General features: G+C 62.6%; 14 protein-coding genes. 7 read left to right on the forward strand and 7 right to left on the reverse strand.

The features are described 5' to 3' along the window. Nucleotides 1–54: 54 nt before the first annotated feature. The 4 genes from AC3CBN_RS02025 to AC3CBN_RS02040 form a co-directional block, all read right to left on the reverse strand. Entirely contained in the window at nt 55–1,629 is a 1,575-nt protein-coding gene (locus AC3CBN_RS02025; protein ID WP_488635164.1) for a GmrSD restriction endonuclease domain-containing protein, read from the reverse strand. A gap of 135 nt (nt 1,630–1,764) precedes the next feature. Then, nucleotides 1,765–2,502, reverse strand: coding sequence for a TSCPD domain-containing protein (locus AC3CBN_RS02030; protein ID WP_488635165.1), 738 nt, complete (start codon nt 2,500–2,502; stop codon nt 1,765–1,767). Between the two features lie 330 nt (nt 2,503–2,832). Continuing rightward, nucleotides 2,833–3,453: a histidine biosynthesis protein HisIE gene (locus tag AC3CBN_RS02035; protein WP_488635166.1), complete on the reverse strand. Its 621-nt coding sequence runs from the start codon at nt 3,451–3,453 to the stop codon at nt 2,833–2,835. Nucleotides 3,454–3,593: 140 nt separating this feature from the next. Continuing rightward, nucleotides 3,594–5,741: an adenosylcobalamin-dependent ribonucleoside-diphosphate reductase gene (locus AC3CBN_RS02040; RefSeq protein WP_488635167.1), complete on the reverse strand. Its 2,148-nt coding sequence runs from the start codon at nt 5,739–5,741 to the stop codon at nt 3,594–3,596. 345 nt (nt 5,742–6,086) lie between these two features. Here AC3CBN_RS02040 and AC3CBN_RS02045 point away from each other — a divergent pair, with 345 nt between their 5' ends. The 4 genes from AC3CBN_RS02045 to AC3CBN_RS02060 all read left to right on the forward strand — a co-directional run bounded on the left by AC3CBN_RS02045 (nt 6,087) and on the right by AC3CBN_RS02060 (nt 11,319). Continuing rightward, the gene (locus tag AC3CBN_RS02045) at nt 6,087–7,457 is read left to right on the forward strand and encodes a Do family serine endopeptidase (protein WP_488635168.1); all 1,371 of its coding nucleotides are present in this window, start codon (nt 6,087–6,089) and stop codon (nt 7,455–7,457) included. 313 nt (nt 7,458–7,770) lie between these two features. Continuing rightward, nucleotides 7,771–8,985, forward strand: a complete 1,215-nt coding sequence (locus tag AC3CBN_RS02050; RefSeq protein ID WP_488635169.1) for a LysM peptidoglycan-binding domain-containing protein — start codon at nt 7,771–7,773, stop codon at nt 8,983–8,985. 14 nt (nt 8,986–8,999) lie between these two features. Then, entirely contained in the window at nt 9,000–9,692 is a 693-nt protein-coding gene (locus AC3CBN_RS02055; protein ID WP_488635170.1) for an HAD family hydrolase, read from the forward strand. A gap of 247 nt (nt 9,693–9,939) precedes the next feature. Beyond that, on the forward strand, nt 9,940–11,319 hold the full coding sequence (locus AC3CBN_RS02060; protein WP_488635171.1) for a leucyl aminopeptidase family protein: 1,380 nt from the start codon (nt 9,940–9,942) through the stop codon (nt 11,317–11,319). A 971-nt stretch (nt 11,320–12,290) separates the two neighbouring features. Here AC3CBN_RS02060 and AC3CBN_RS02065 read toward each other — a convergent pair. Then, the gene (locus AC3CBN_RS02065) at nt 12,291–12,896 is read right to left on the reverse strand and encodes a DUF4126 domain-containing protein (RefSeq protein WP_488635172.1); all 606 of its coding nucleotides are present in this window, start codon (nt 12,894–12,896) and stop codon (nt 12,291–12,293) included. A 157-nt stretch (nt 12,897–13,053) separates the two neighbouring features. Between AC3CBN_RS02065 and AC3CBN_RS02070 the strand changes: the two genes are divergently transcribed. Continuing rightward, complete coding sequence (locus tag AC3CBN_RS02070) at nt 13,054–14,796, forward strand: M1 family metallopeptidase (RefSeq protein ID WP_488635173.1); 1,743 nt, start codon at nt 13,054–13,056, stop codon at nt 14,794–14,796. 82 nt (nt 14,797–14,878) lie between these two features. Here the strand turns inward: AC3CBN_RS02070 and AC3CBN_RS02075 are convergent, their stop codons facing one another. After that, nucleotides 14,879–17,065 (reverse strand): beta-agarase, encoded by a 2,187-nt coding sequence (locus tag AC3CBN_RS02075; protein WP_488635174.1) that lies wholly within the window; start codon nt 17,063–17,065, stop codon nt 14,879–14,881. Between the two features lie 88 nt (nt 17,066–17,153). Continuing rightward, nucleotides 17,154–18,482 (reverse strand): APC family permease, encoded by a 1,329-nt coding sequence (locus tag AC3CBN_RS02080; RefSeq protein ID WP_488635175.1) that lies wholly within the window; start codon nt 18,480–18,482, stop codon nt 17,154–17,156. Between the two features lie 219 nt (nt 18,483–18,701). Between AC3CBN_RS02080 and AC3CBN_RS02085 the strand changes: the two genes are divergently transcribed. Together AC3CBN_RS02085 and dinB are read left to right on the forward strand one after the other, a co-directional pair. Continuing rightward, nucleotides 18,702–20,027, forward strand: coding sequence for a tyrosine/phenylalanine carboxypeptidase domain-containing protein (locus AC3CBN_RS02085; RefSeq protein ID WP_488635176.1), 1,326 nt, complete (start codon nt 18,702–18,704; stop codon nt 20,025–20,027). A 206-nt stretch (nt 20,028–20,233) separates the two neighbouring features. Then, nucleotides 20,234–21,295: a DNA polymerase IV gene (gene dinB / locus AC3CBN_RS02090; RefSeq protein ID WP_488636645.1), complete on the forward strand. Its 1,062-nt coding sequence runs from the start codon at nt 20,234–20,236 to the stop codon at nt 21,293–21,295. Nucleotides 21,296–21,326 lie beyond the last annotated feature (31 nt).

Consider the following 21,326-nt stretch of genomic DNA (forward strand, 5'->3'; position numbering starts at 1 on the left):
AGGCGCACTCACTCCGCTTCTAAGCGGAAAGCGAACCTGACCCCGTTTTGTTTATTATGAGGCACCCTTAATGGCTGTGTTGCAATAAGGATGCGTAATCTGGCAATTATTGAAATCTCCCTTACCACCGTTCGCGACGGCTAGGACATGATCATACGATGCAGACTTCTGTGGGTCTAAGAATCCACCACATATCGGGCAACGCATTGCTGATGCGAGTGCCGCACCAATAAATGCTTGGCTTTTTACGTCATCGTTGAACTTGTCGCCGTCACCCGTAGAGGTACCGACGACAATTTTTCCGTCGAGCCCCGCAATGCTCACTATGTTCGCGTCTTTAATAGCCTCACCCTTTGCGAGTCTTCCAATTAACTCATCTAAAAGCTCAGAATATCGCCTGACACGTCGAGCGCTCACATTGCGCTGCAAAATTGTAGCAATGAGATCCTTACTCGAAACAAGAATATTCTCCAGGGCTCTTCGGACCTCGGTAAAAGTCTTAAAGAACTGCTTATCGTTGTTTGACAGCTTGCGTCCGATTAGATCCATGGTGCCCATGAACATCGGGTTTGAGTGCCGCCCAGTTGGGCCATAGAAGTAAACTGCAGGATGCAGCCCGAGGCTACCGGGGCTCGTTCCTGTCACCCGCTCTGACAGATGCAACGCTCGATTTAAGGCGAGTACCGTCGCGGTGCCATGCAGATCATCCTCGGTATCAGCGAGTTTCTTCGGGATCCCCAGCTGATTGCGGTTGGCAATCAAAGCTACATCTATGAGCGCTTCAATTGCTGTCCTCACCCCCTTTGGGCCTCCCAGGGGGAGGTCTAGCGTTTTGACAGGACTTTCAACCTCGGGATCAAAAAGTAACTTGTGAAGTTTTTGCGCACTGGCTTCGATCTCGTTGACCGTTTTTTCCTCAAAGGAAGACCAATAGCGGTGGCCCTTGCCTGCGCGGATAATGGCGCGTGCAGCGATAGCGATAGGCTTATGTCTGTTTCTTAGTAGAAGCTCTTCTACACCGTCGAGTGGCGTACCTTTCGTATTGATCTTAAAGAATGATGATTCCGCCTTATCTGCGTCCCCCTTTACCCACTGAATCGGCAAACCTCTGGTGACGATTGCGGTGAACTTCTTCCTTTCCACGGCGGCGATGGCCTGATCACCGATCTTTCGTTCCATTTGGGCCCAGCCCCCCACTCGTTGGGCAACAAGGCGGCGAGTCCTCTCGGCATTCCTTTTTTGTTCGTCGGAAATCGAATATCCAAAGAATGGCTGGGAGATGTGACTATCCCCATAGTCGTCTTCGATCCAAGCCCTCAGCACGCTAAGGCGATGCCCTCCATCAATTACAAATAAATGAGTCGGCGACTGCCAAAGAATGACGGATGGAATCAAATCACCGTTAACAAAACACTCAAGTAGTGAAACGACCTGCTCAGGCGACCAATGATTGGTTTCACGTTGGAAATCAGGCTTACGCAAACTAGGGCCGATCAGACCACCCTTAGTAAATTCGCGTATGGAAATTGTCGACACGTTCTCAAATGAAGACGCGTCACCGTCTGAAACGGCGAAGTCCTCTCGGGCGATCATTGCGTCGAGGTTCACAAGATTGGTACGCAGTGCCATTACTCCCCCCATCCATGTTGCGTTAGCTCAATGGCGCAAAGCGTCGCGCCGGATTAGCCACCTTATTGCTCTAAATGAAAAAGGGCGGCATCGCTGCCGCCCTTTTTTATACAGATCGGCACCTAAGCGCCAAACTTAACCGCACTTGCTATACCCACAATTCAAGCATGTCTGACACCCATCCATCAGCACCAGCGCCTGCGTGTTGCACTTGGCGCATAGCGTGGCGCCGGGCGGGAAGCCATTGGAGGCTTCGGCGGGGGCATCGGTGGTGGCGGGGGCAGCTTTCTTGCCGGCGGCAAGGGCTTCGTAAGCGGCGCGCTTTTCGGCGACCAGCTTGCGGGTGGATTCGTCCATTTCCGGGTCGTGGATCAGGCCGATCATCTTCATGTGCTGCTCGATGACCGTGCCGATCTCGGCGACGATGGAGGGCATGTAGACGCCGCCGGCCTTGAAGTAGCCGCCGCGGGGGTCGAACACGGCCTTCATCTCTTCCACCAGGAAGGTGACATCGCCGCCCTTGCGGAATACGGCGGAGGTGATGCGGGTGAGCGCCACGATCCACTGGAAGTGGTCCATGTTCTTCGAGTTGATGAAGATCTCGAAGGGGCGGCGCTGTTCGTACTGGGTGCCGGCGTTGAGCACGATGTCGTTGACGGTGACGTACAACGCATGCTCGAACAGCGGCGACTTGACCTTGTAGGTGGAGCCAACCAGCGTCTCGGGACGCTCCAGGCTCTCGTGCATCTGGATCACTTCCGCCTTGGGCGCTTCTTTGGGCGCGGCAGGGGCGGTAGCTGCGGCGGACGCGGCCTTGTCCTCGGGCTTGACGACGTTGTAGCCCTTGATCTTCTTTTCGATCTTGATCGCCATGGTGTGTGCTTCTTTTCGAGTAGTTGGCGGCGCGCGACGGCTTGGATGACTAGCAGGACCGTCGTCGTTTCGATGGAGGCTTGGGATCCAGAGCTTTAAAGGCACTGGATTCCGGCCTTCGCCGGAATGACGTGGCGGAGACCTGGATTCCGGCCTTCGCCGGAATGACTTGGCGGAGACCTGGATTCCGGCTTCCGCCGGAATGACGTGGCTGAGGCTTACTGGTTTCCGGCTTTCGCCGGAATGACGGGGCGGAGGCTTCCGGTCCTGTCGGCAATGCTGGAACGACCCGGCCCGGCGTATAGACGCCGGGCCGGACCGGTTTACGACTTACTTGCGGCGGGCGGCTTTCTTGGCCGGCTTGCGCACGGCCTTCTTCACGCCTGCCTTCTTGCTGGCAGTGGACCTCTTGACCGCCTTGGCGGCCTTCTTACCGGCGACCTTCTTGGCCACCTTCTTTACTGCGGCCTTCTTGACCGTCTTCTTGCCGACCTTACGTGCGACCTTCTTGGCGACGGCCTTGCGCACTGCCTTCTTGGCGACCTTGCGGGCGACCTTCTTGGCAGCGGCCTTGCGCACCGCCTTCTTGGCGACCTTCTTGGCGACAGCCTTCCGGACCGCCTTCTTGGCGACCTTCTTGGCGGCAGCCTTCTTGACGGTCTTCTTCACGGCCTTCTTGGCAGCGGCCTTCTTGACGGTCTTCTTCACCGCCTTCTTGGCAACCTTCTTGGCAGCAGCCTTCTTGACGGTCTTCTTCACCGCCTTCTTGGCGACCTTCTTGGCAGCAGCCTTCTTCACTGCCTTCTTAGCCGCCTTCTTGGCCGGAGCAGCCTTTTTGGCCGGAGCCGACTTCTTCTTGGCACGGGCCTTCTTGGGAGCGGCAACCGAGATCATTTCGACCACGGGAACCTCTACCGGCGCGTCAACAACCTGCATGGCTTCTTCTTTCATATCGAACTCTGTATCGATGGACATGCGTGTAATCCCCTCCGACGTGGATTTGGAACTTGTAGTGAGCCTTGCCTCAAGGTACTCGGTACGGCTTTCGCGAACGTGCCGGGCATCTGTATGACCAGGTCCCGGCGACGATACTAGAACTTTCCGTAATACCCTTCCTTCAAGGCATCGAACAAATTGGCGGCCGAGTGCATTTCGCCGTCGTATTCCACTTCTTCGTTGCCTTTCAGTTCCACAACACTACCGTCCTCCAATTCGAAGCGGTAGAGGGTGTTCTCAAGATCAGCTTCTTTTACCAGCACGCCCTGGAAGGCGGCAGGGTTGAAACGGAAGGTGGTGCAACCCTTCAGACCCTGCTTGTATGCGTAGAAGTAGATGTCTTTGAAGTCTTCGTAAGGATAGTCGGTGGGCACGTTCGCCGTCTTTGAGATGGACGAATCGACCCACAACTGCGCGGCGGCCTGAATGTCGACATGCTCTTTCGGCGAGATGTCGTCGGCAGACACGAAGTATTCGGGCAGCTTGGACTTCGGGTCGTCGGAGAACGGCAGCGCGTCGGCATTGATGAACGCGCGATAGGCCAGCAGCTCGTAGCTGTAGACCTCGACCTTTTCCTTGGTCTTGCGGCCTTCGCGGATCACGTTGCGCGAGTAGTGGTGCGCAAAGCTCGGCTCGATGCCGTTGCTGGCGTTGTTGGCGAGCGACAGCGAGATGGTGCCGGTGGGCGCGATCGAGCTGTGATGGGTGAAGCGTGCACCCGTCTCGGCCAGCTCAGCCACCAGGTTTGGCGCGACGCTGGCGATGCGCTGCATGTAGCGGCTGTACTTGGCGTGCAGCAGGCGGCCTTGAATGGTGTCGCCCACTTTGTAGCCGTCGGCCACCATTTCCGGACGCTTGCGCAGCATGTCGCCGGTGACGGTGTAGTCACGCAGCAGCACCGGCGCCGGGCCCTTTTCCTTGGCCAGATCAAGCGCGACTTCCCAACCGGCCACCGCCATTTCGCGGGAGACCTCTTCGGTGAAGGCGACGGACTCGGTGGTGCCGTAGCGCATCTTGAGCATGGTGAGCGTGGTGCCCAGGCCGAGGAAGCCCATGCCATGGCGACGCTTGGAGAGGATCTCGTCGCGCTGCTGCGGCAGTGGCAGGCCGTTGATCTCCACCACGTTGTCGAGCATGCGGGTGAAGATCTTCACCACTTCGCGGTATTCGTCCCAGTCGAAGCGGGCCTTGGGGCCGAACGGGTCGCGCACGAAGGTGGTGAGGTTCACCGAGCCCAGCAGGCACGAGCCGTACGGCGGCAACGGCTGCTCGCCACACGGGTTGGTGGCGCGGATGTGCTCGCACCACCAGTTGTTGTTCATCTCGTTGACCTTGTCGATCAGGATGAAACCCGGCTCGGCATAGTCATACGTGGACACCATGATCATGTCCCACAGGTGTCGCGCGCGGATGTGGCCGTAGATCTTGCAGGCGACCAGGCCGTCTTCGCGCTCCACGTAGTTCTCGTGGGTGGGCCATTCGTGCCACACGACCTTGGTGGCGTCGGTGAGGTCGATCTCGCCCTGTTCCTTGACGTGGATCGGGAACACCAGCGGCCAGTCCTGGTCGTGCTCCACCGCCTGCATGAAGCCGTCGGTGACCAGCAGCGACAGGTTGAACTGGCGCAGGCGACCGTCTTCGCGCTTGGCGCGGATGAATTCCTTCACGTCGGGATGCGCGACGTCGAACGTGCCCATCTGCGCGCCGCGGCGACCGCCGGCAGACGAGACGGTGAAGCACATCTTGTCGTAGATATCCATGAAGGACAGCGGGCCGGAGGTATACGCACCGGCGCCTGACACGTACGCGCCACGCGGACGCAGCGTGGAGAACTCATAGCCAATGCCGCAACCGGCCTTCAGCGTGAGACCGGCCTCGTGCACCTTCTCCAGGATGTCGTCCATGGAGTCACGGATCGTGCCCGACACCGTGCAGTTGATGGTGGACGTGGCCGGCTTGTGTTCCAGCGCGCCCGCGTTGGAGGTGATGCGGCCGGCGGGAATCGCACCGCGGCGCAGCGCCCAAAGGAAACGCTCGAACCAGTGCTCGCGTAGCTCCGGGGTGGCTTCCACGTCGGAAAGCGCCCGCGCCACGCGCTGGTAGGTTTCGTCGACGCTGCCGTCAACCGGAGCGCCTGACTTGTTCTTCAGGCGGTATTTCTTGTCCCAGATGTCGAAAGATGCTGGCTGCAGCGGAATGGCGCTGGCATCTCGATTTACGGCTGGTGCACGCGCGGTGCTCATCGGCTTCCTGACCTCCAGGTATGGCCTCTCGGCCCCTTGGTTTTTGTTGTACTCGGCTAAGCCGCCCGCATCAGGCCATGCACTGGAGAAAATCTCACCAGCGCCATGCCCAACCCGACGTTCCCTGCCTGACCTTCGACAACTCCCCCCTGAGAGATGCCTCGTGACACCAGCTCTTGGGTTGAATCCCGGCTTCGTCACACAAGATGTTGTGGTTGCGAACGGAATAGAAAGTTACCCCTCGGATAGTTGGATGTAAAGTGGTTCGTGAGCCTTCGACTTGTGGAACCGTCGCGGACGCGCTGAGTCGAACGACGAACGATTCAACGTGAGAAAGGAGCTTCCATGTTTGCCCCTCTCGTTCGCCGGCTGGCCGCGCTTTCCCTTGCCCTGTTTGCCGCGACGCCGTTGACCAGCCAGGCCACGCTGCCGCCTGTCGTGGATGGTCAGCCCCTGCCCTCGCTGGCGCCGATGCTCGAGAAGGTGACGCCGACGGTGGTCAACATTTCCACCAAGACCCGTGTGCAGGTGCGTGACCCGTTCTTCGACGACCCGGTGTTCCGCCAGTTCTTCGGCCTTTCCGGCTCGCCGCGCGAGCGCGTGGAGCAAAGCCTGGGCTCGGGCGTGATCGTGGATGCAGCCAAGGGTTACGTGCTCACCAACAACCATGTGGTGGGCGGCGCCGACGACATCACGGTGACGCTGCAGGACGGGCGCGACTTCAAGGGCAAGCTGGTGGGCACCGATCCGGAAACCGATGTGGCGGTGGTGCAGATTCCGGCTACCGGCCTGCAGGCGCTGCCGATGGCCGATTCCTCCAAGTTGCGCGTGGGCGACTTCGTGGTGGCGGTGGGCGACCCGTTCGGGCTGGGCCAGACCGTGACGTCGGGCATCGTCTCCGCACTGAGCCGCTCGGGCCTCGGCGGCAGCGGCTACCAGAACTTCATCCAGACCGATGCCTCGATCAATCCAGGCAACTCCGGCGGTGCGCTGGTGAACCTGCGCGGCGAACTGGTGGGCATCAACACCATGATCATCTCGCCGTCGGGCGGCAACGTGGGCATCGGCTTCGCCATTCCCGCCAACCTAAGCGGCGAGGTGATGCAGCAACTGATCGCACACGGCAAGGTCAATCGCGGCAACCTGGGGCTGCAAACGCAGGACATCACGCCGCGCATTGCCAAAGTGCTCGGCCTCAAGGACACCCATGGCATCGTGGTGACGCGCGTAACCGCGGGCTCGGCGGCCGAGACGGCGGATATCCAGATCGGCGATGTGATCACCGCCATCGATGGCAAGCCGCTGCGCAACGCACAAGAGCTGCGCAATGCCGAGGGGCTGCTGCCGATTGGCAGCACGGTGAAGCTGGCCGTGCAGCGCAACGGCAATGCACGTGAGGTCACCGCCAAGCTGGTGCCGGAGAAGCTCGCCACGCTCGACGGCAGCAAGCTCGATCCGCGACTGATCGGCGTCACGTTCACCGAGCTGTCGCAAAGCTTGCGCGGTCAAGGCATCTCGGGCGTGGGCGTCAGCGCGGTGCGCACCGGCAGCCGCGCTGCGCAGGCCGGCCTGCAGAACAACGACATCGTCATAGGCATAGGCAATCTGCGCGTGCCGGACCTGCGCACCATGCAGCAACTCGCTGGGGTCAATCCGCACCAGTTGGTGCTGGTGGTGTCGGGTGATGACGGTGTGCGATACATCGACATTCGCTGAGCGATTGGCGATCTACCTATCACGTCATCCCGGTTTTCTGCTGGGATGACGACTGCAAGTCGTCTCGCGAGTACCAAAAAACTGTCGCATCACACGTGCGACGGTATTGGCCTGGCTGAGACGAACAACCGCTGATGAACGGCTTAGGTACAACGTGCGCGCCATCGCGTTTTTACCCTACACAAGCACGCGAATAAGCTTGATGTTTAGCCCTGAGCTGGATGAAATACCTGGGCTCCACACATTTCCTGCACGCGCGCCCTTTAAGGCGGCTCGCGGACACCACCTTCATCACTCGGGGTTCCACACCGCCATGTCTCTTCGCATTTCTCGTCTCATCATCGTTGCGCTGCTTACAGCATGCGCAGCCACCGGCGCACTCGCTGCCGCCAAGACCACCAAGGCCAAAACAACGAAGCCGGCTGCCAGCACCGCACCTGCGCTGGTGTGGCGTGGTGACTACGCCACGGCTCGCGGCGTCGTGGAAGACGTGAGCAAGGCCTGGGAAAAGAGTGGCAAGGGCCGCATCGAAATGCAGCCGTTCAACACTGCATCGGGCCTCGATGCGGTTGCGCACGGCCTGGCCGACATCGCAGGCAGCGCGCGCGGTAGCGCCGGCGGTGCCGAGAGCGACCTGGTGTTCATGCCTGTCGCGTACGACGCGCTGGTGATGATCACGCATCCGTCCAACGGCGTGGGCAACCTCTCCGTGAAGCAGCTGCATGACATCTACTTCGGCAAAATCACCAACTGGCGCGATGTCGGCGGCAAGGACGCGCCGATCAACCTGTACGCCGTGGCCAGCCCCGGTGACGGCGTCGAGTACAGCCTGCGTCGCCTGCTTTTCGGCCGCGGCAACCAGCCGGTGGCCGCACCGCGCCTGTACGTCAACACCGCCAAGCTGGAAGAGGCCGTGACGCTCGACCCGAACGCGCTGGGCGTGACCACGCTCTCGGCCGTTGCCGCCAACGGCAAGGTGAAGATGGTTAGCGTCGACGGAACCCGTCCGAGCCTCGCCACCGTCACCGATGGCAGCTACATGCTGTACACCCCGCTCTACCTGGTCACCAACAAGAACAATCCGAAGGCCGCGCAGATCGAGTCCTTCATGGCGTTCCTGCACACCGACCAGGTGAGGGCGCTGGCCCGCCAGCATCAGCTGGTGCCGTATTCCGATGCACCGCAGCTGGTCGAGCAGGACATGGCCCGCCGCCAGAAGATCCTCGCCGAGATCGGCATCAAGATGCAGCTTGAGCCGACGCCGCCGGCACCGGTAGCTGCCCCGGGCGCGAGCTACGCCGCGGCCGCCGCTATGTCCCCGACCTCGGAGCGCACGCAGGAAGCCAAGCAGGCCATGGAAGCGCGCAATGCATCCACCGCTGGCGAGACGCACAAGGTGGCCAAGGGCGAGACGCTGTCCATCATTGCGGAGAAGTACTCGGTGACCGTGGCCCAACTCAAGAGCTGGAACCACCTCACCAGTGATTCGGTGAAGCTCAACCAGGTGCTGCAGGTCAGCGGCAACTGATCGCAGGTCGCAGCGTGCGCATTCGCGCCCTTACGCTCGACCTTGACGACACTCTGTGGCCGGTGCTGCCGGCCCTGGAGCGCGCAGATCGCGATCTTGATGCGTATCTGCGCAAGCACTATCCCGACGTCGCGCGCGCATGGCCCATCCCGGCCATGCGCGCGCTGCGTGCCGAGGTCGCCGCCGAGCGCACCGACCTCGCCCACGATTTCACCGCGCAGCGCCATATCACCATGCAGCGCGCATTCGCCACCTGCGGAATCGCCGAAGCGCCGCTGGAAAAGCTGTGGGACATCTATTTCTCCGCGCGCAACAGCGTCGATCTCTATCCCGACAGCCTGCCCGCGCTGGAGCGCATCGCCGGACGCTGGCCGGTCGTGAGCCTTACCAACGGCAATGCCGATCTCGACCTCATCGGGATTCGCGCGCACTTCGCACATCATGTGTGCGCGCGCGATACCGGCGTCGCCAAGCCTGACGCGCGCATCTTCGCCACTGCGGCGGAACGACTGGGCCTGGCACCATCCGAAATCCTGCATGTGGGTGATGACCCCGAACTGGATGTCGTCGGTGCTCGCGACGCCGGGCTTCGTACTGCATGGATCAATCGCGCCGGACATCCGTGGCCGGGCTTGCTGGGCCGTGCTCCCGATCTGGATTTGCGTGACATGAGTGCATTGGCGGATTGGCTGGAAGTGACTCAGTAATCGTCGTCCCGAAAAAGCCGGGACTCAGCGCCTTTTCCCCACGTACCCAAGGCACTGGATGGCTCGCCGCGCTTGCCCCTTCGGGGCCGCCTGAGGGGTGTTCTGCGGACTTTGCGCTTGTCCAGCCATCGCTGGGACGAGGAGCACAAGAGCGCCCATCTCTCGCCCCACGCCGCAAAAACGCGCATCATTGAGGCATTACCCCTGTTGCCAACGCGGCCCATGGACACGCCGCGCAAGGAAATCCATGTCTGTCCTGATCGAACGCAAAGCCGGCGAGCACCAGAGCATCGCCGTCGAGACCACCGACCTTTCCCGTTTCGCTGCTACCAAGCGCCGCCTGACCGCCGCGCAACGTCGCTGGTTGGCCGATAGCGGCTTCGATGCCTCGCCGGGCACCTTCGCGCTGGTTGCCGACACAGGTGGCAAGCTGGTTCGCGTACTGGTCGGTGTGGATGCCAACGATGCACTGGGCGCGCTGGGCGCGCTGCCCCGAGCCTTGCCCGAAGCCACCTACCATCTGACCGACGAGGGTGTGCTGAAAGACACCACTCAAGTCGCGCTGGGTTGGGCACTGGGCGCCTATGAATTCACCCGCTACCGCAAGGCGCGCCGCGCGCCGGCGAAGCTGGCCATCAACGCCGCCGACCTTCAGGTACTCGCGCCGCTGGTGGAAGCCACCACGCAGGTGCGCGACCTGGTCAACACGCCCACCGAGGACATGGGTCCCAAGCATCTGGGTGAGGCCGTCAAGCAGCTCGGCAAGGCGCACAAGGCCAAGGTGCGCGAATGGGTGGGCGACGAGTTGCTCGAAGCCAACTTCCCCACCATCCACTCCGTCGGCCGCGGCAGCCACCGCGCGCCACGCCTGATCGAACTCACCTGGGGCAAGGCCAGCGATCCGAAGCTCGCCGTGATCGGCAAGGGCGTGTGCTTCGACACCGGCGGCCTCGATCTCAAGCCCGCCGATGGCATGCGCTGGATGAAGAAGGACATGGGCGGCGCCGCACACGCGATTGCGTTGGCCGGGCTGATCATGCAGGCGAAGTTGCCGGTGCGGCTTACGCTACTGATTCCCGCGGTGGAGAACGCCGTCTCGGGCGCATCGATGCGTCCGGGCGAAGTCATCACCACCCGCGCTGGCATCACGGTGGAAGTGGACAACACCGACGCCGAAGGCCGCCTGGTGCTGTGCGATGCGCTCGCCTACGCGAGCGAACAGCAGCCTGACCTGATCATCGACCTCGCCACGCTCACGGGCGCGGCACGCGTCGCGCTGGGTCCGGATATTCCTGCGCTGTTTGCCAACCGCGACGACATGGCCGACAACCTGCTCGCCGCCGGCCGCACAGTAAACGACCCGCTGTGGCGCCTGCCGCTGTGGCGTCCGTATCGCAAGATGCTCGAATCGTATCTGGCCGACATAGCCAACTCGGGTGCATCGCGTCACGCTGGCGCGATCACCGCGGCGCTGTATCTCGAGCGTTTTGTGCCTGAGACTACGCCGTGGCTGCATTTGGACACCTATGCGTGGAACGATGCTGATCGACCGGGTCGTCCGCGTGGTGGTGAGGCCATGGGGTTGCGTGCGTTCTTTGAGTTTCTTGGGCAGCGTTACGCGCGCTGACTAGGTGGTGCTGCGGCGGCTGGTGTTGGCGGTGTGCCAGCTTTGCCGCGCGCGCTCATCTGCGAAAGTTGGGGTTGATGCCTTTCGTTGTTTAGCTGAGCGATGTCGCCAGCTTGCCGCTTACGCAGCGGGCGTTTCGACTGCCTGCCGGCAGCCGAGTCACTTTTCTTTTGTTGGCCCAAAAGAAAAGTAACCCAAAGAAAATGGCCTGACGGGCTCTTAGCGAGATGGTGGATACAAGCGCTGGAGGACTCCGCTAGCCGGCTGCGGTGCGTGTTACCTCAGGGATGGCCGCTACACCGCGAGGCGCCGTAGCGTTGAGGAGGCGCAGCGGTGCCTGACCTACAAGCCTTGGGGGTTCCTGCAGACGGCTTGGTTGTGCGCTGCCTACGGCGAGCGGCTACACCCCGGGGCGGCGGGGTATTGAGGGCTTAAGGCGTGGGGGATGTCTGTTGACTGAAACGTCTATGGGGTGGGCGGCGGGCGTTCGCATCAAACCACCGCGTCGCAAGATTGACCCCTCACCCCAACCCTCTCCCCGACGGGGAGAGGGAGCCAAGCACGAAGCGTCGCGCTGCTTTAAGTCCTCAATACATCGCCGCCCCGCGGTGTAGCCGCACTGTCTAGGCAGAGCTGTTCGCTATTCGCCTGCCTCGCGCCACAAAGCGGGTATGTCGCAGTTTGCTGCACCCCCTCGCCGCCACGGCGCCTCGCGGTGTAGCGGCAATCACTGAGGTAGCACGCAACGTAGTCGGCTAGCCAAGATAGACAGGGCTTCTATCCACCATCTCGCTGAAAGCCCTTAAGGCCATTTTCTTTGGGTTACTTTTCTTTTGGGCCAGCAAAAGAAAAGTGACTCGAGCGCCGGCAGGTGATCGAAACGCCCGCCGCGTAGGCGGCACTCTGGCGAAATCACCTGACTAAGCAACCAAAGCCATGACCCGTAATCACAGCACCGCAAATCCCACGCACTAGGCACGCGATGCCGGCACACCAACCCCACGCAAACGACGCGCCAACACCCGCAACCCTCGCAAAATCTTCGGCACCAGCCAAATCAGAAACAGCACAAAGATCAGCAGCAGCACGAGGAACACCGCCGGGTGCTGCCACATCAGATACATGCCGCCCAGCCACGAGATGTCCTCACCCGCGCTGGCGCCCCAGTTGCTGAAAGGCTCGGGCGAGGTATTGATCAGCGCCCTTCCGCCGGTCTTGGCCAGATGAGTGCCGGAGGTCAGTGCGCCGCCCAGTAGTCCCGCTGCCAATTGCACGCCAGGCCCGGCATCACGGAACACGCCCCAGGCCAGCAAGGCACCGGCGGGTACGCGAATGAAGGTGTGGATCGCGTCCCACACGCTGTCGAATGCGGGAATCTTGTCGGCCAGGAATTCGCCCATGGCCATCACGCCGGCAATCCCGAGCACCCAGTTGTCGGTGAGCAGTTGCAGCCCGTCGGGTAGATGCACGTAACCCAACCGCCCCAGCAGGCCGGCGATGAACACGGTGGCATAGAGTCGAAAGCCGCTGGCCCAGGAAAGGCCACCCGCCAATGCGATGTTTTGCAGCGTGTCCATAAGCATCCCCTCGGCCGCGAGGTGATCCAGATAGGCCCAAGCATGCGCGCCGTGCGCAACAGGTCACAAGCACCGCGTGCCGGACCATGACTTCCGGCGATGCACACGGCAAGCGTTGACTGTCATCCTGCGGGTTTCACCAGACACGGACCCGCTCATGACGACACCGCGCCGCCGCCTGCTCCTTCTCGCCCTGTGCGCCGCGCTCGGCTCCTTCGCACACGCCGAGGACGTCAAGCCACCCGCGCAGCCGCCGCTCAGCGAGCAGACCTTGCGCTCGGGCGGCACCATGCCGGCGGAGCAGCAGCGCGTGCATTTCGATCATGCCGAACTGCACTTCAGCGTGAACCCGGCCCAGCAGAGTCTGGACGCCACCGCGCGGCTCACCTTCAGTGCACGCGAAGCTACCGATGTGCTGTTGCTCGATCTGGATCACAACCTTGTCATCAGCAGCCTGGCCGTGAACGGCAAGGCACTGTCTGCCGGCCAATGGAACAATCCGGATGGACGTCTACGCATCCAACTTTCCAAAACGCTGGCTAAGAACGACAACGTCACGGTCGAGATCCACTACGGCGGCAAGCCACACGTCGCGCAGAAGGCGCCGTGGGACGGAGGCTTCGTATGGAGCCACACCGACGACGGCCAGCCGTGGATCGCCACCGCTGTGGAAGGCGAAGGCTGCGACCTGTTCTGGCCGTGCATCGATCATCCGCAGGGCAAGCCCGACCTGGTCGACACCTATATCACCGTGCCCAAGTCGCTGTCCGCACCCGGCAACGGCGAGCTGATAGGCATCAAGGAACACGGCGCGACGCATACCTATCACTGGCGTGCGAAGCATCCCACCACGTATGCGATCTCGCTCAACATCGGCCCGTTCGATGTACTCAAGGGCGACTATCACAGCCGTTACGGCAACACGATCCCCATGCAGATGTGGTACCTGCGCGGCCACGAGGCACAAGCCAGGCAGCTGTTCGGCGAGTTCCCACGCATGCTTGATTTCTTCGAACAGGAGATCGGCCCCTACCCGTTCGGCGACGAGAAGATGGGCGTGGTGGAAACGCCGCACCTGGGCATAGAACACCAGACCATCAACGCCTACGGCAACGGCTACCCGCGCAGCGAATACGGCTTCGACTGGCTGCTGCAGCACGAGTTTTCGCACGAGTGGTTCGGCAATCAGGTGACCAATGCCGACTGGGACGACATGTGGATCCATGAAAGCTTCGGTACCTACATGCAACCGCTGTATGGCCAGTATCTCTACGGCGACATGCCGTACTTTGCCATGCTGCAGAACGAGCGAAGCATGGTGAAGAACGCGTACCCCATCGTGGCCGGGCACAGCCAGTTGGAGCACGAGGTGTACGACGCGCAGCACGGGCCGGCCAACGATATCTACTACAAAGGCTCGCTGATGCTGCATACGCTGCGTCAGTTCATTGGCGACCAGGCTTTCTTCGAGACCGTGCGTCGTCTGGTGTATGGACGTCCGGACCCCAAGCCCGGCAACTTCACGCCGCACTACGCCACGACGCGCGATTACATCGACATCGTGAACCAGGTGAGTGGGCGCGACCTTCACTGGTTCTTCGACGTCTATCTGTACGAGTCGACGCTACCCAAGCTGCAGACGCGCCAGGACGGCAACACACTGCATCTGCATTGGCAGGTGCCGCACGACAAGCCGTTTCCGATGCCGGTGGATGTGCAGATCGGCGACAAACTGGTCACCGTGCCCATGAACAACGGCGAAGGCAGCGTGGATGCACCCGCCGGCGCGCTGGTGATCCTCGATCCACGCAGCAAGGTGCTGCGTGACTTGCCGCACTTCGCCGAGTATCAGCAGTGGAAGAAGGAGCAGGCGGAGAAGAAGGCGAAGGCAGCGAAGTAGCCCACCATCAACGCAAGGTACAAAGAAAAGGCGTCACCATGTGACGCCTTTTTTCGCTCCGCAGACGGGAAAATAAACTCGATCAATATCCCGTCTTGCGATTGGCTTCGCGCACCGCGTCCACGAAGCTCTTGAACGGCCGATCAGTGATGGCCACCAAGCCGATATGCGCGTTCTCGCCATCGAGCAGACGACCGGTGATCGGCTGGTCTACATACTGGAACCAGTGCACGCCGACGATGGACGGGTTGGCTACGGCCGCCGCCACGTAGCGCGCATACGCCTCGCCGCGCTGCTGCTCGTTCCATGCCGGCACCACGCCCTTGCCGAACGGGCCGCGATCGTCCGAGCCAAAATGGAACTCGGTGATCAAGGCAGGCTTGTCGAGCTTGGCGAAGGCGGCGGCGTCAAAGGCATGCTCGGGCACATCCGCATAGCCGTTGAAGCTCACCACGTCGCAGTACTGCGCGCACGAGGCAACGGCTTCCGGCGTGTGCACCGCAAAGCGGCCACCGAGGAACAAATGATGCGGGTCGTGCTTGTGAATGGCCTGCGCCACGGTGCGGAAGTACTGGTCGGCGTACTGCCGCAACCACGCGCTGTAATCGTCGGCGATGGCCGGGTGTGCGTCGTTCGGATCGGGCGCAGCGAAATGGGTGGCGTCCAGCGCGTCCCACGAGTCGAGCGCGATACCCCACGCCGTGGCCAGCTTCGCCGGGGCGCCATACTTCTTCTTCAATGCCGCGATGAAGGCCTGCTTGGCAGGGCTGCGTGCTTCACCGTGCAAAGTGCCCTGCGCCAGACCCCAGCGACCCTGCGGCCCTTGCCCAGCCCAGGCCAGTTCGTTGTCGGCAAAATAACCAAGCAGCCACGGATCGTCGCGAACTTCCTTCGCCGCCTGTGCGGCAGCGGCATCGGCCGCCTGCACAAAGCGCGCATCGAACGGATCGGGCATGCGACCCCAGTAGTCGTATCCACTGGAAACGTTGCCGAACACGCCGGCGATGTTGATCGAGCGCGTGTACGCCAGATGATGCGTCTGCGTCTGCGTCAGCGCTTCGTCGCTCCAGTTGCCCAGCGTGTTGAAACCCCAGTCGTCCAGACGTTCCAGCGTGCGCGCGCGCCAGGCCTGGCGCCAATGACGGCCATCGGCGAGAAACAGGTTGGCCGAGTAGTAGTCGAACCAGTGGCCATGGTGATAACCAATGCCAGCCGACGCGGCCTGCTCGCCTACCGGCTTGCCGTCGATGCCGAAGAACGGCGCCCAGCGGCCACTGTCGCGCGGCAGTTCCTTGAACATGAACTCGCGGCCATCGATGTAGGTACGACCGCCATCATCATCGACCACGTTCACGCCCAGCGAGAAGAAGGCATGACCTTCAGGCGTCACCAACTGCCAGCGGTCATCGCGGCGCTCAGTGTGGAACCAACCAGTAGCCTTGAACGCCGCCATGTCGGTGCGTCCGCCATAACGGTCGAAACGCTTGTGGGCGACAGGTGCTGCCACGACCGCCGGCTTCGACTTGTGCCGCACCCCACGCAGTGCATCGTCGGATTCAACCTTGCCCGGCCATTGGCCGCGGGTGTACTGGCCCCAGGCATCAACGATGCCGGTGTAGGCGTCGCGCAGGTCATGATCGCCGCGGGACGTATCGAGCTTGCCGAACAATAGTGTCTGCGCGGCGGTTGGCGCGGGCGTACCCAGTCGCACGGCCTTCACGTGAGCCAGGTCGAGCGAACCTTCCACCGTGGTCGCCACGAAGACACGCTTGCCGCCGGTGACATAAGGCATCGGCGGACCCGCCTGCATGCCCATCGCCCGTGGCGAGGTCGCATGCAGTGGAATCACCAGCGTCTGCGGCGGACCAGCCGGCACGCCCACTGTGGCATGAAGGTGTTGCCCTTCGGTGGCGCCGTCGATGTCCACTGTGAGTGTCACCGCCCACGACATTGCGTTCTGCATGTCCACATGCAGCGCGCCTTCCTTCGACCAGTTCCACTCGCCCTGGCTCAGCGTCACCACTACCTGCGGCTGCGGCGACGGCTGGAACACATAACGCTGCAGTGACATGCCGGCCACGCTGACGGGACTGCCATCCAGCAGCACATGTTCGAGCGCGGTTTGCGTAGTGGGCTTGGCCGAGGACTGGGCAGCCGGAGGCGGTGCAGCCGCGGTACGACTGAGATCTGCCTGATCGGTGTCGCTGGCCTTGTGGCAACCCGCGAGGGCAAGCAGGCAGGACATCGCTAGGGGAGCGATCCGGTTCATCGGCGGCTCGACACGGGGAAGTGGCGGCAGTATGCCTGCCTCGTCTGAAGCCTGCCTTGATACCGCAAGACCGCTGTGCACCGCAAAATCATGCTGCCCTCCGTTGCCGCGCCCGCCACATGTAGTACACCGGCACACCCATGGCGATCAGCAGCAGGCTTATGCCCGCACGACCAGGGGAGTGGATGGTGGTGACCACGATCACGCCAAACACCGTGCACACGAACAGCAGCGGCAGCAGTGGATAGAACGGCACGCGATACGGCGACGGCTCGTTGCGGAAACGGTGGCGATACCAGAACAGCGTGGCGATGCCGAACGCATGCGACAACCATTCGCCGACCGTGGTGTAGTCGAGCAACTGACCGAAGCTGCCGGACAGCACCAGCACAATCGCCCATGCACCGAGCACCGCGAGCGCTACCTGCGGCGCGCGCGAACGGCCGTCGATGCGGCCGACTGCGCGGAAGAACATGCCGTCCGCGCCCATGGTCTGCAGCACGCGCGCGCCGCCAGCGATGGCGATGCTGCAATAGCCGAAGGTGGAACAGGCAATGCCCACCGCGATAATGGTGGCGCCGCTCTCGCCGAACAGCTTGCGCATCAGGTCGGCCGCCGGCGCCTGACTGGCCGCCAGGCCCGCATGACCCAGGCCCGCGAGGTAAGCGAGGTTCACCAGCACGTAGCACACCACCACGCCGCCCAGGCCCAGGCCCAGCGCGCGCGGCAAGGTCTTCTGCGGCTCGCGCACTTCGCCTGCCAGATCATTGAGGTAATGGAAGCCGCCATAGGTGAACAACACCGGCAGCAAGGCGCCCAGGAATGCGCCCGGCGGCACGGCATGTGTCGTGTCCGGCGCCAGCACCGTGCCCAGGTGCCCATGCGCCAGCACCAGACCCACCACCACCAACAGCACAATGGCCGTGAGCTTGAGCAGGGTGAACAGGTTCTGCATGCGCGCGCCGGCCTTGATGCCGAAGAAATTCACACCCACGATGAAAGCGATGGCTCCAGCCGCTATCGGTTTCACCCACAACAGCGGCAAGCCGATGGCCGCGCAGAAATAATCGGCGAAGGTGGTGGCCACCGCCGCCACGCTGCCGGGGTAATTAATCAGCGCCATGGTCCAGCCGAACAGGAACGCCGGCAGCTGCCCGAACGCCTCGCGCAAATAGATGTACACGCCGCCCGCCTGCGGCCTCCGCGCGCCCAGCTCGGCGTAGCAGAGCACGCCCGCCAGCGTGAGCAGGCCGCCCACCGCCCACAGTGTCAGCAGCTGCGCGCCGGAGGTGGTGCGCTCGGCCACGGTGGAGGCGCTGCGGAAAATGCCGGCGCCGATTACGCCACCGATCACGATGGCGGCGGCGTCCCAGGTACCCAGGCGACGCAAATATGCAGGAGAAGTCTCGGCAGTCATGGTGCGCAACAGCATCCTTCCGACGGGTACGAAGGACGGACGATAGCGCGAGAACGCGGTTCACTTCGACATGCGACTGCAACAATCGGTCCGTGCTGCATTTTTGGACGGACTCAGTAGTTCTTCGCTAGCCCATCACGACCCGCAGGTGCAAAGTTGCGCTCTTCCCGTCGCTGCATGCCGGCCGGGCACCTGGCCGGCGCCTTGTAAGGAGGCGTCATGAGTACCGTCGAAAGTGTCGTCCGGCCCGAGGACGACAAGACCCTGGGGCCGCTGCTCGAGCTCGACCGCGAATTGGTTTCGGTGGGCAAGAAGATCCGCGTGTTGAAGGCCATCGACTGGCCGGTGGAACTGGAGGCGAAGTTCCTGGAGGGATACGAGCGCGGCAACCCGCAGCTGCCCGACCCGCCGCGCCGCCATCCCGATCTCAGCAGTGAAATGGACGCGCTGCGATCCATCATGGGCAGGCTTGACCGTGGCCATCCTATCGGCGACTGGCTGTTCAAGACCGCGTGGAGCTACCTCACTGCGGCCCACATGTTGATGAACGTGGGCAACGAAACGTTCACGCGCTGCTCCACCGCGCTGTACGGACGCCCCGACGCGGTGCACAGCAGCCAGACGGCCAACGCGTACGACGCCGCGCAGGACGTGATCTCTATTACCGATGATCTGATCAGCCGCGAGGCCATCCCGCCCGTGCCGGCCGATATCCCCGCCGACGTATTCGCCGAGCGGCTGCGCGAGCGCCTTGGATCGTTCTTCGAACATGACAGGGTGGACGTGATACTCAACCCCGAGCTGTCGTCGAAGGCCACCGCGGGCAGCAAGAGCATCAACCTGCGCTCCACCGCGATGTTCTCCGAGCTGGACCTGGAGCAGCTCACCGAGCACGAAGCGTTCGTGCACACCGCCACCCTGCTCAACGGCAAGCACCAGCCCTACCTCAAATCGCTGGGCCTGGGCTCGCCGCGCACCACGCGCGCGCAGGAAGGGCTGGCCACGTTCTCGGAGATCATTACCGGCTCCATCGACCTCGCGCGGCTTCGCCGGGTCGCGCTGCGCGTGATCATGGTCAAACGCGCCCTCGACGGCGCGGACTTCATCGAAGTGTTCCGCGGCTTCCTTGAGGCTGGCCAGACCCCGGTGGAAAGCTATCGCAGCGCCTCGCGCATCTTCCGTGGCGGCGACGTGCGCGGCCGCGTCTGCTTCACCAAGGATGGCGCCTACCTGCAGGGTGTCATGATCGTGTACATCTTCATCCGCAAGGTGCTGCAGGCGGGACAGGCGGAAATGCTGCCGCTGCTGTTCGCCGGCCGCGTGACGACGACCGACGTGATTACGCTGTCGCCCTACCTGGAGACCGGCCTGATCACGCGCGCGGTGTACGTGCCGCCGTGGGCGCGCAACCCGCAGCGCGTGCTGTCGTTGCTGGCGTTCTTCACCGCGGCCCAGCGTTTCCGCCTGGATACGCTCGATCTGAACAGCTTCGTGGCCTTCGAGAACGCCCTGGTGGATGAGACGCTGCAGACGCAGTGGCGCTAGAAAGAGCGGCGTCTCTTAACGTGGGAGCGCACCCTGTGTGCGATCGCGGCGCTGGAGCTCGCCTTGCGTCGGTCACTTCGAGCGCCCGGCATGCCGCGCACAGGATGCGCTCCTACAAAAGCGCGGGGGTTCGTGGTTGACTGTGCGCAGCCGCCCCTTCGCGTTACGCCGTGCCCACGCCACCCCGAAAAATCATCCACGTCGACATGGATGCGTTCTACGCATCAGTGGAACAGCGTGACGATCCCTCACTACGCGGCAAGCCGGTGGTGGTGGCATGGCGTGGTGCGCGCTCGGTGGTATGCGCGGCCAGTTACGAGGCGCGCAAGTTCGGCGTGCGCTCGGCCATGCCGGCGGTGCGTGCCGAGCGGTTGTGTCCGCAGGCGATCTTCGTGCCACCGGACTTCAGCCGCTACAAGGCGGTTTCGCGGCAGGTGCGCGAGATCTTTGCGCGGCACACCGACCTGATAGAACCGCTGTCGCTGGACGAAGCCTATCTCGACGTCACCGCGACACTCACCGGCCTGCCTACGGCGACGGCCACGGCCGAGGCGATCCGCGCCGCCATCCGCGAGGAAACACAGCTCATCGCGTCGGCCGGGGTAGCGCCCAACAAGTTCCTAGCCAAGATCGCCTCGGACTGGCGCAAGCCCGACGGCCTGTTCGTGATACGTCCGCATCAGGTCGAGGCGTTCCTCGCACCGCTGCCAGTGGGTCGCCTGCCCGGTGTCGGCAAGGTGATGGAGGCACGCCTCACCGAACTGGGCATCGTCACCGTCGGCGATTTGCGCACACGACCGCCGCAGGAACTGGAGCAGTGCTTCGGGCGCTGGGGCAAACGCCTGCACGAACTGTCGTTAGGCATTGATGAGCATGCCGTGCAGCCAGACCGACCGACCCTGCAGGTATCGGCCGAAGACACCTTCGAGCATGACCTGACGCTGCAGGAACTGACCCCGCATATCCAACGGCTCGCCGAGAAGACATGGGCAGCGCACCAACGTGAGGCACAGGGTGAACATGGACGGCTGGCGCGCACGGTGGTGCTGAAGCTGAAAACGTCCGACTTCCATACGCTGACCCGCAGCCTGACCCCCGCATCCCGCCCCGGTTCTGCCGCCGAACTGGCCGATATTGCCTGTGCCCTGCGCGATCGGGTGGAGCGGCCCGCCCAGAGCCGGTACCGGTTGGTGGGCGTCGGATTGGCCGGCTTTGTCGACGCCGACAGCTTTGCAGCACAGAGCGATCTCTTCTCGAATCTTGCATGAAGCTTAAGGACGCGCCGGCACCTATGCCGGA

This window comes from Dyella sp. OK584 (genome assembly GCF_057787755.1).

Coding starts and splice junctions, on each gene's coding strand:
- AC3CBN_RS02025 (WP_488635164.1), bottom strand. CDS start 1,629: ATGGCACTGCGTACCAATCTTGTGAACCTCGACGCAATGATCGCCCGA.
- AC3CBN_RS02065 (WP_488635172.1), bottom strand. CDS start 12,896: ATGGACACGCTGCAAAACATCGCATTGGCGGGTGGCCTTTCCTGGGCC.
- dinB (WP_488636645.1), top strand. CDS start 20,234: ATGGATGCGTTCTACGCATCAGTGGAACAGCGTGACGATCCCTCACTA.
- AC3CBN_RS02040 (WP_488635167.1), bottom strand. CDS start 5,741: ATGAGCACCGCGCGTGCACCAGCCGTAAATCGAGATGCCAGCGCCATT.
- AC3CBN_RS02075 (WP_488635174.1), bottom strand. CDS start 17,065: ATGAACCGGATCGCTCCCCTAGCGATGTCCTGCCTGCTTGCCCTCGCG.
- AC3CBN_RS02030 (WP_488635165.1), bottom strand. CDS start 2,502: ATGGCGATCAAGATCGAAAAGAAGATCAAGGGCTACAACGTCGTCAAG.
- AC3CBN_RS02050 (WP_488635169.1), top strand. CDS start 7,771: ATGTCTCTTCGCATTTCTCGTCTCATCATCGTTGCGCTGCTTACAGCA.
- AC3CBN_RS02035 (WP_488635166.1), bottom strand. CDS start 3,453: ATGAAAGAAGAAGCCATGCAGGTTGTTGACGCGCCGGTAGAGGTTCCC.
- AC3CBN_RS02045 (WP_488635168.1), top strand. CDS start 6,087: ATGTTTGCCCCTCTCGTTCGCCGGCTGGCCGCGCTTTCCCTTGCCCTG.
- AC3CBN_RS02060 (WP_488635171.1), top strand. CDS start 9,940: ATGTCTGTCCTGATCGAACGCAAAGCCGGCGAGCACCAGAGCATCGCC.
- AC3CBN_RS02070 (WP_488635173.1), top strand. CDS start 13,054: ATGACGACACCGCGCCGCCGCCTGCTCCTTCTCGCCCTGTGCGCCGCG.
- AC3CBN_RS02080 (WP_488635175.1), bottom strand. CDS start 18,482: ATGACTGCCGAGACTTCTCCTGCATATTTGCGTCGCCTGGGTACCTGG.
- AC3CBN_RS02085 (WP_488635176.1), top strand. CDS start 18,702: ATGAGTACCGTCGAAAGTGTCGTCCGGCCCGAGGACGACAAGACCCTG.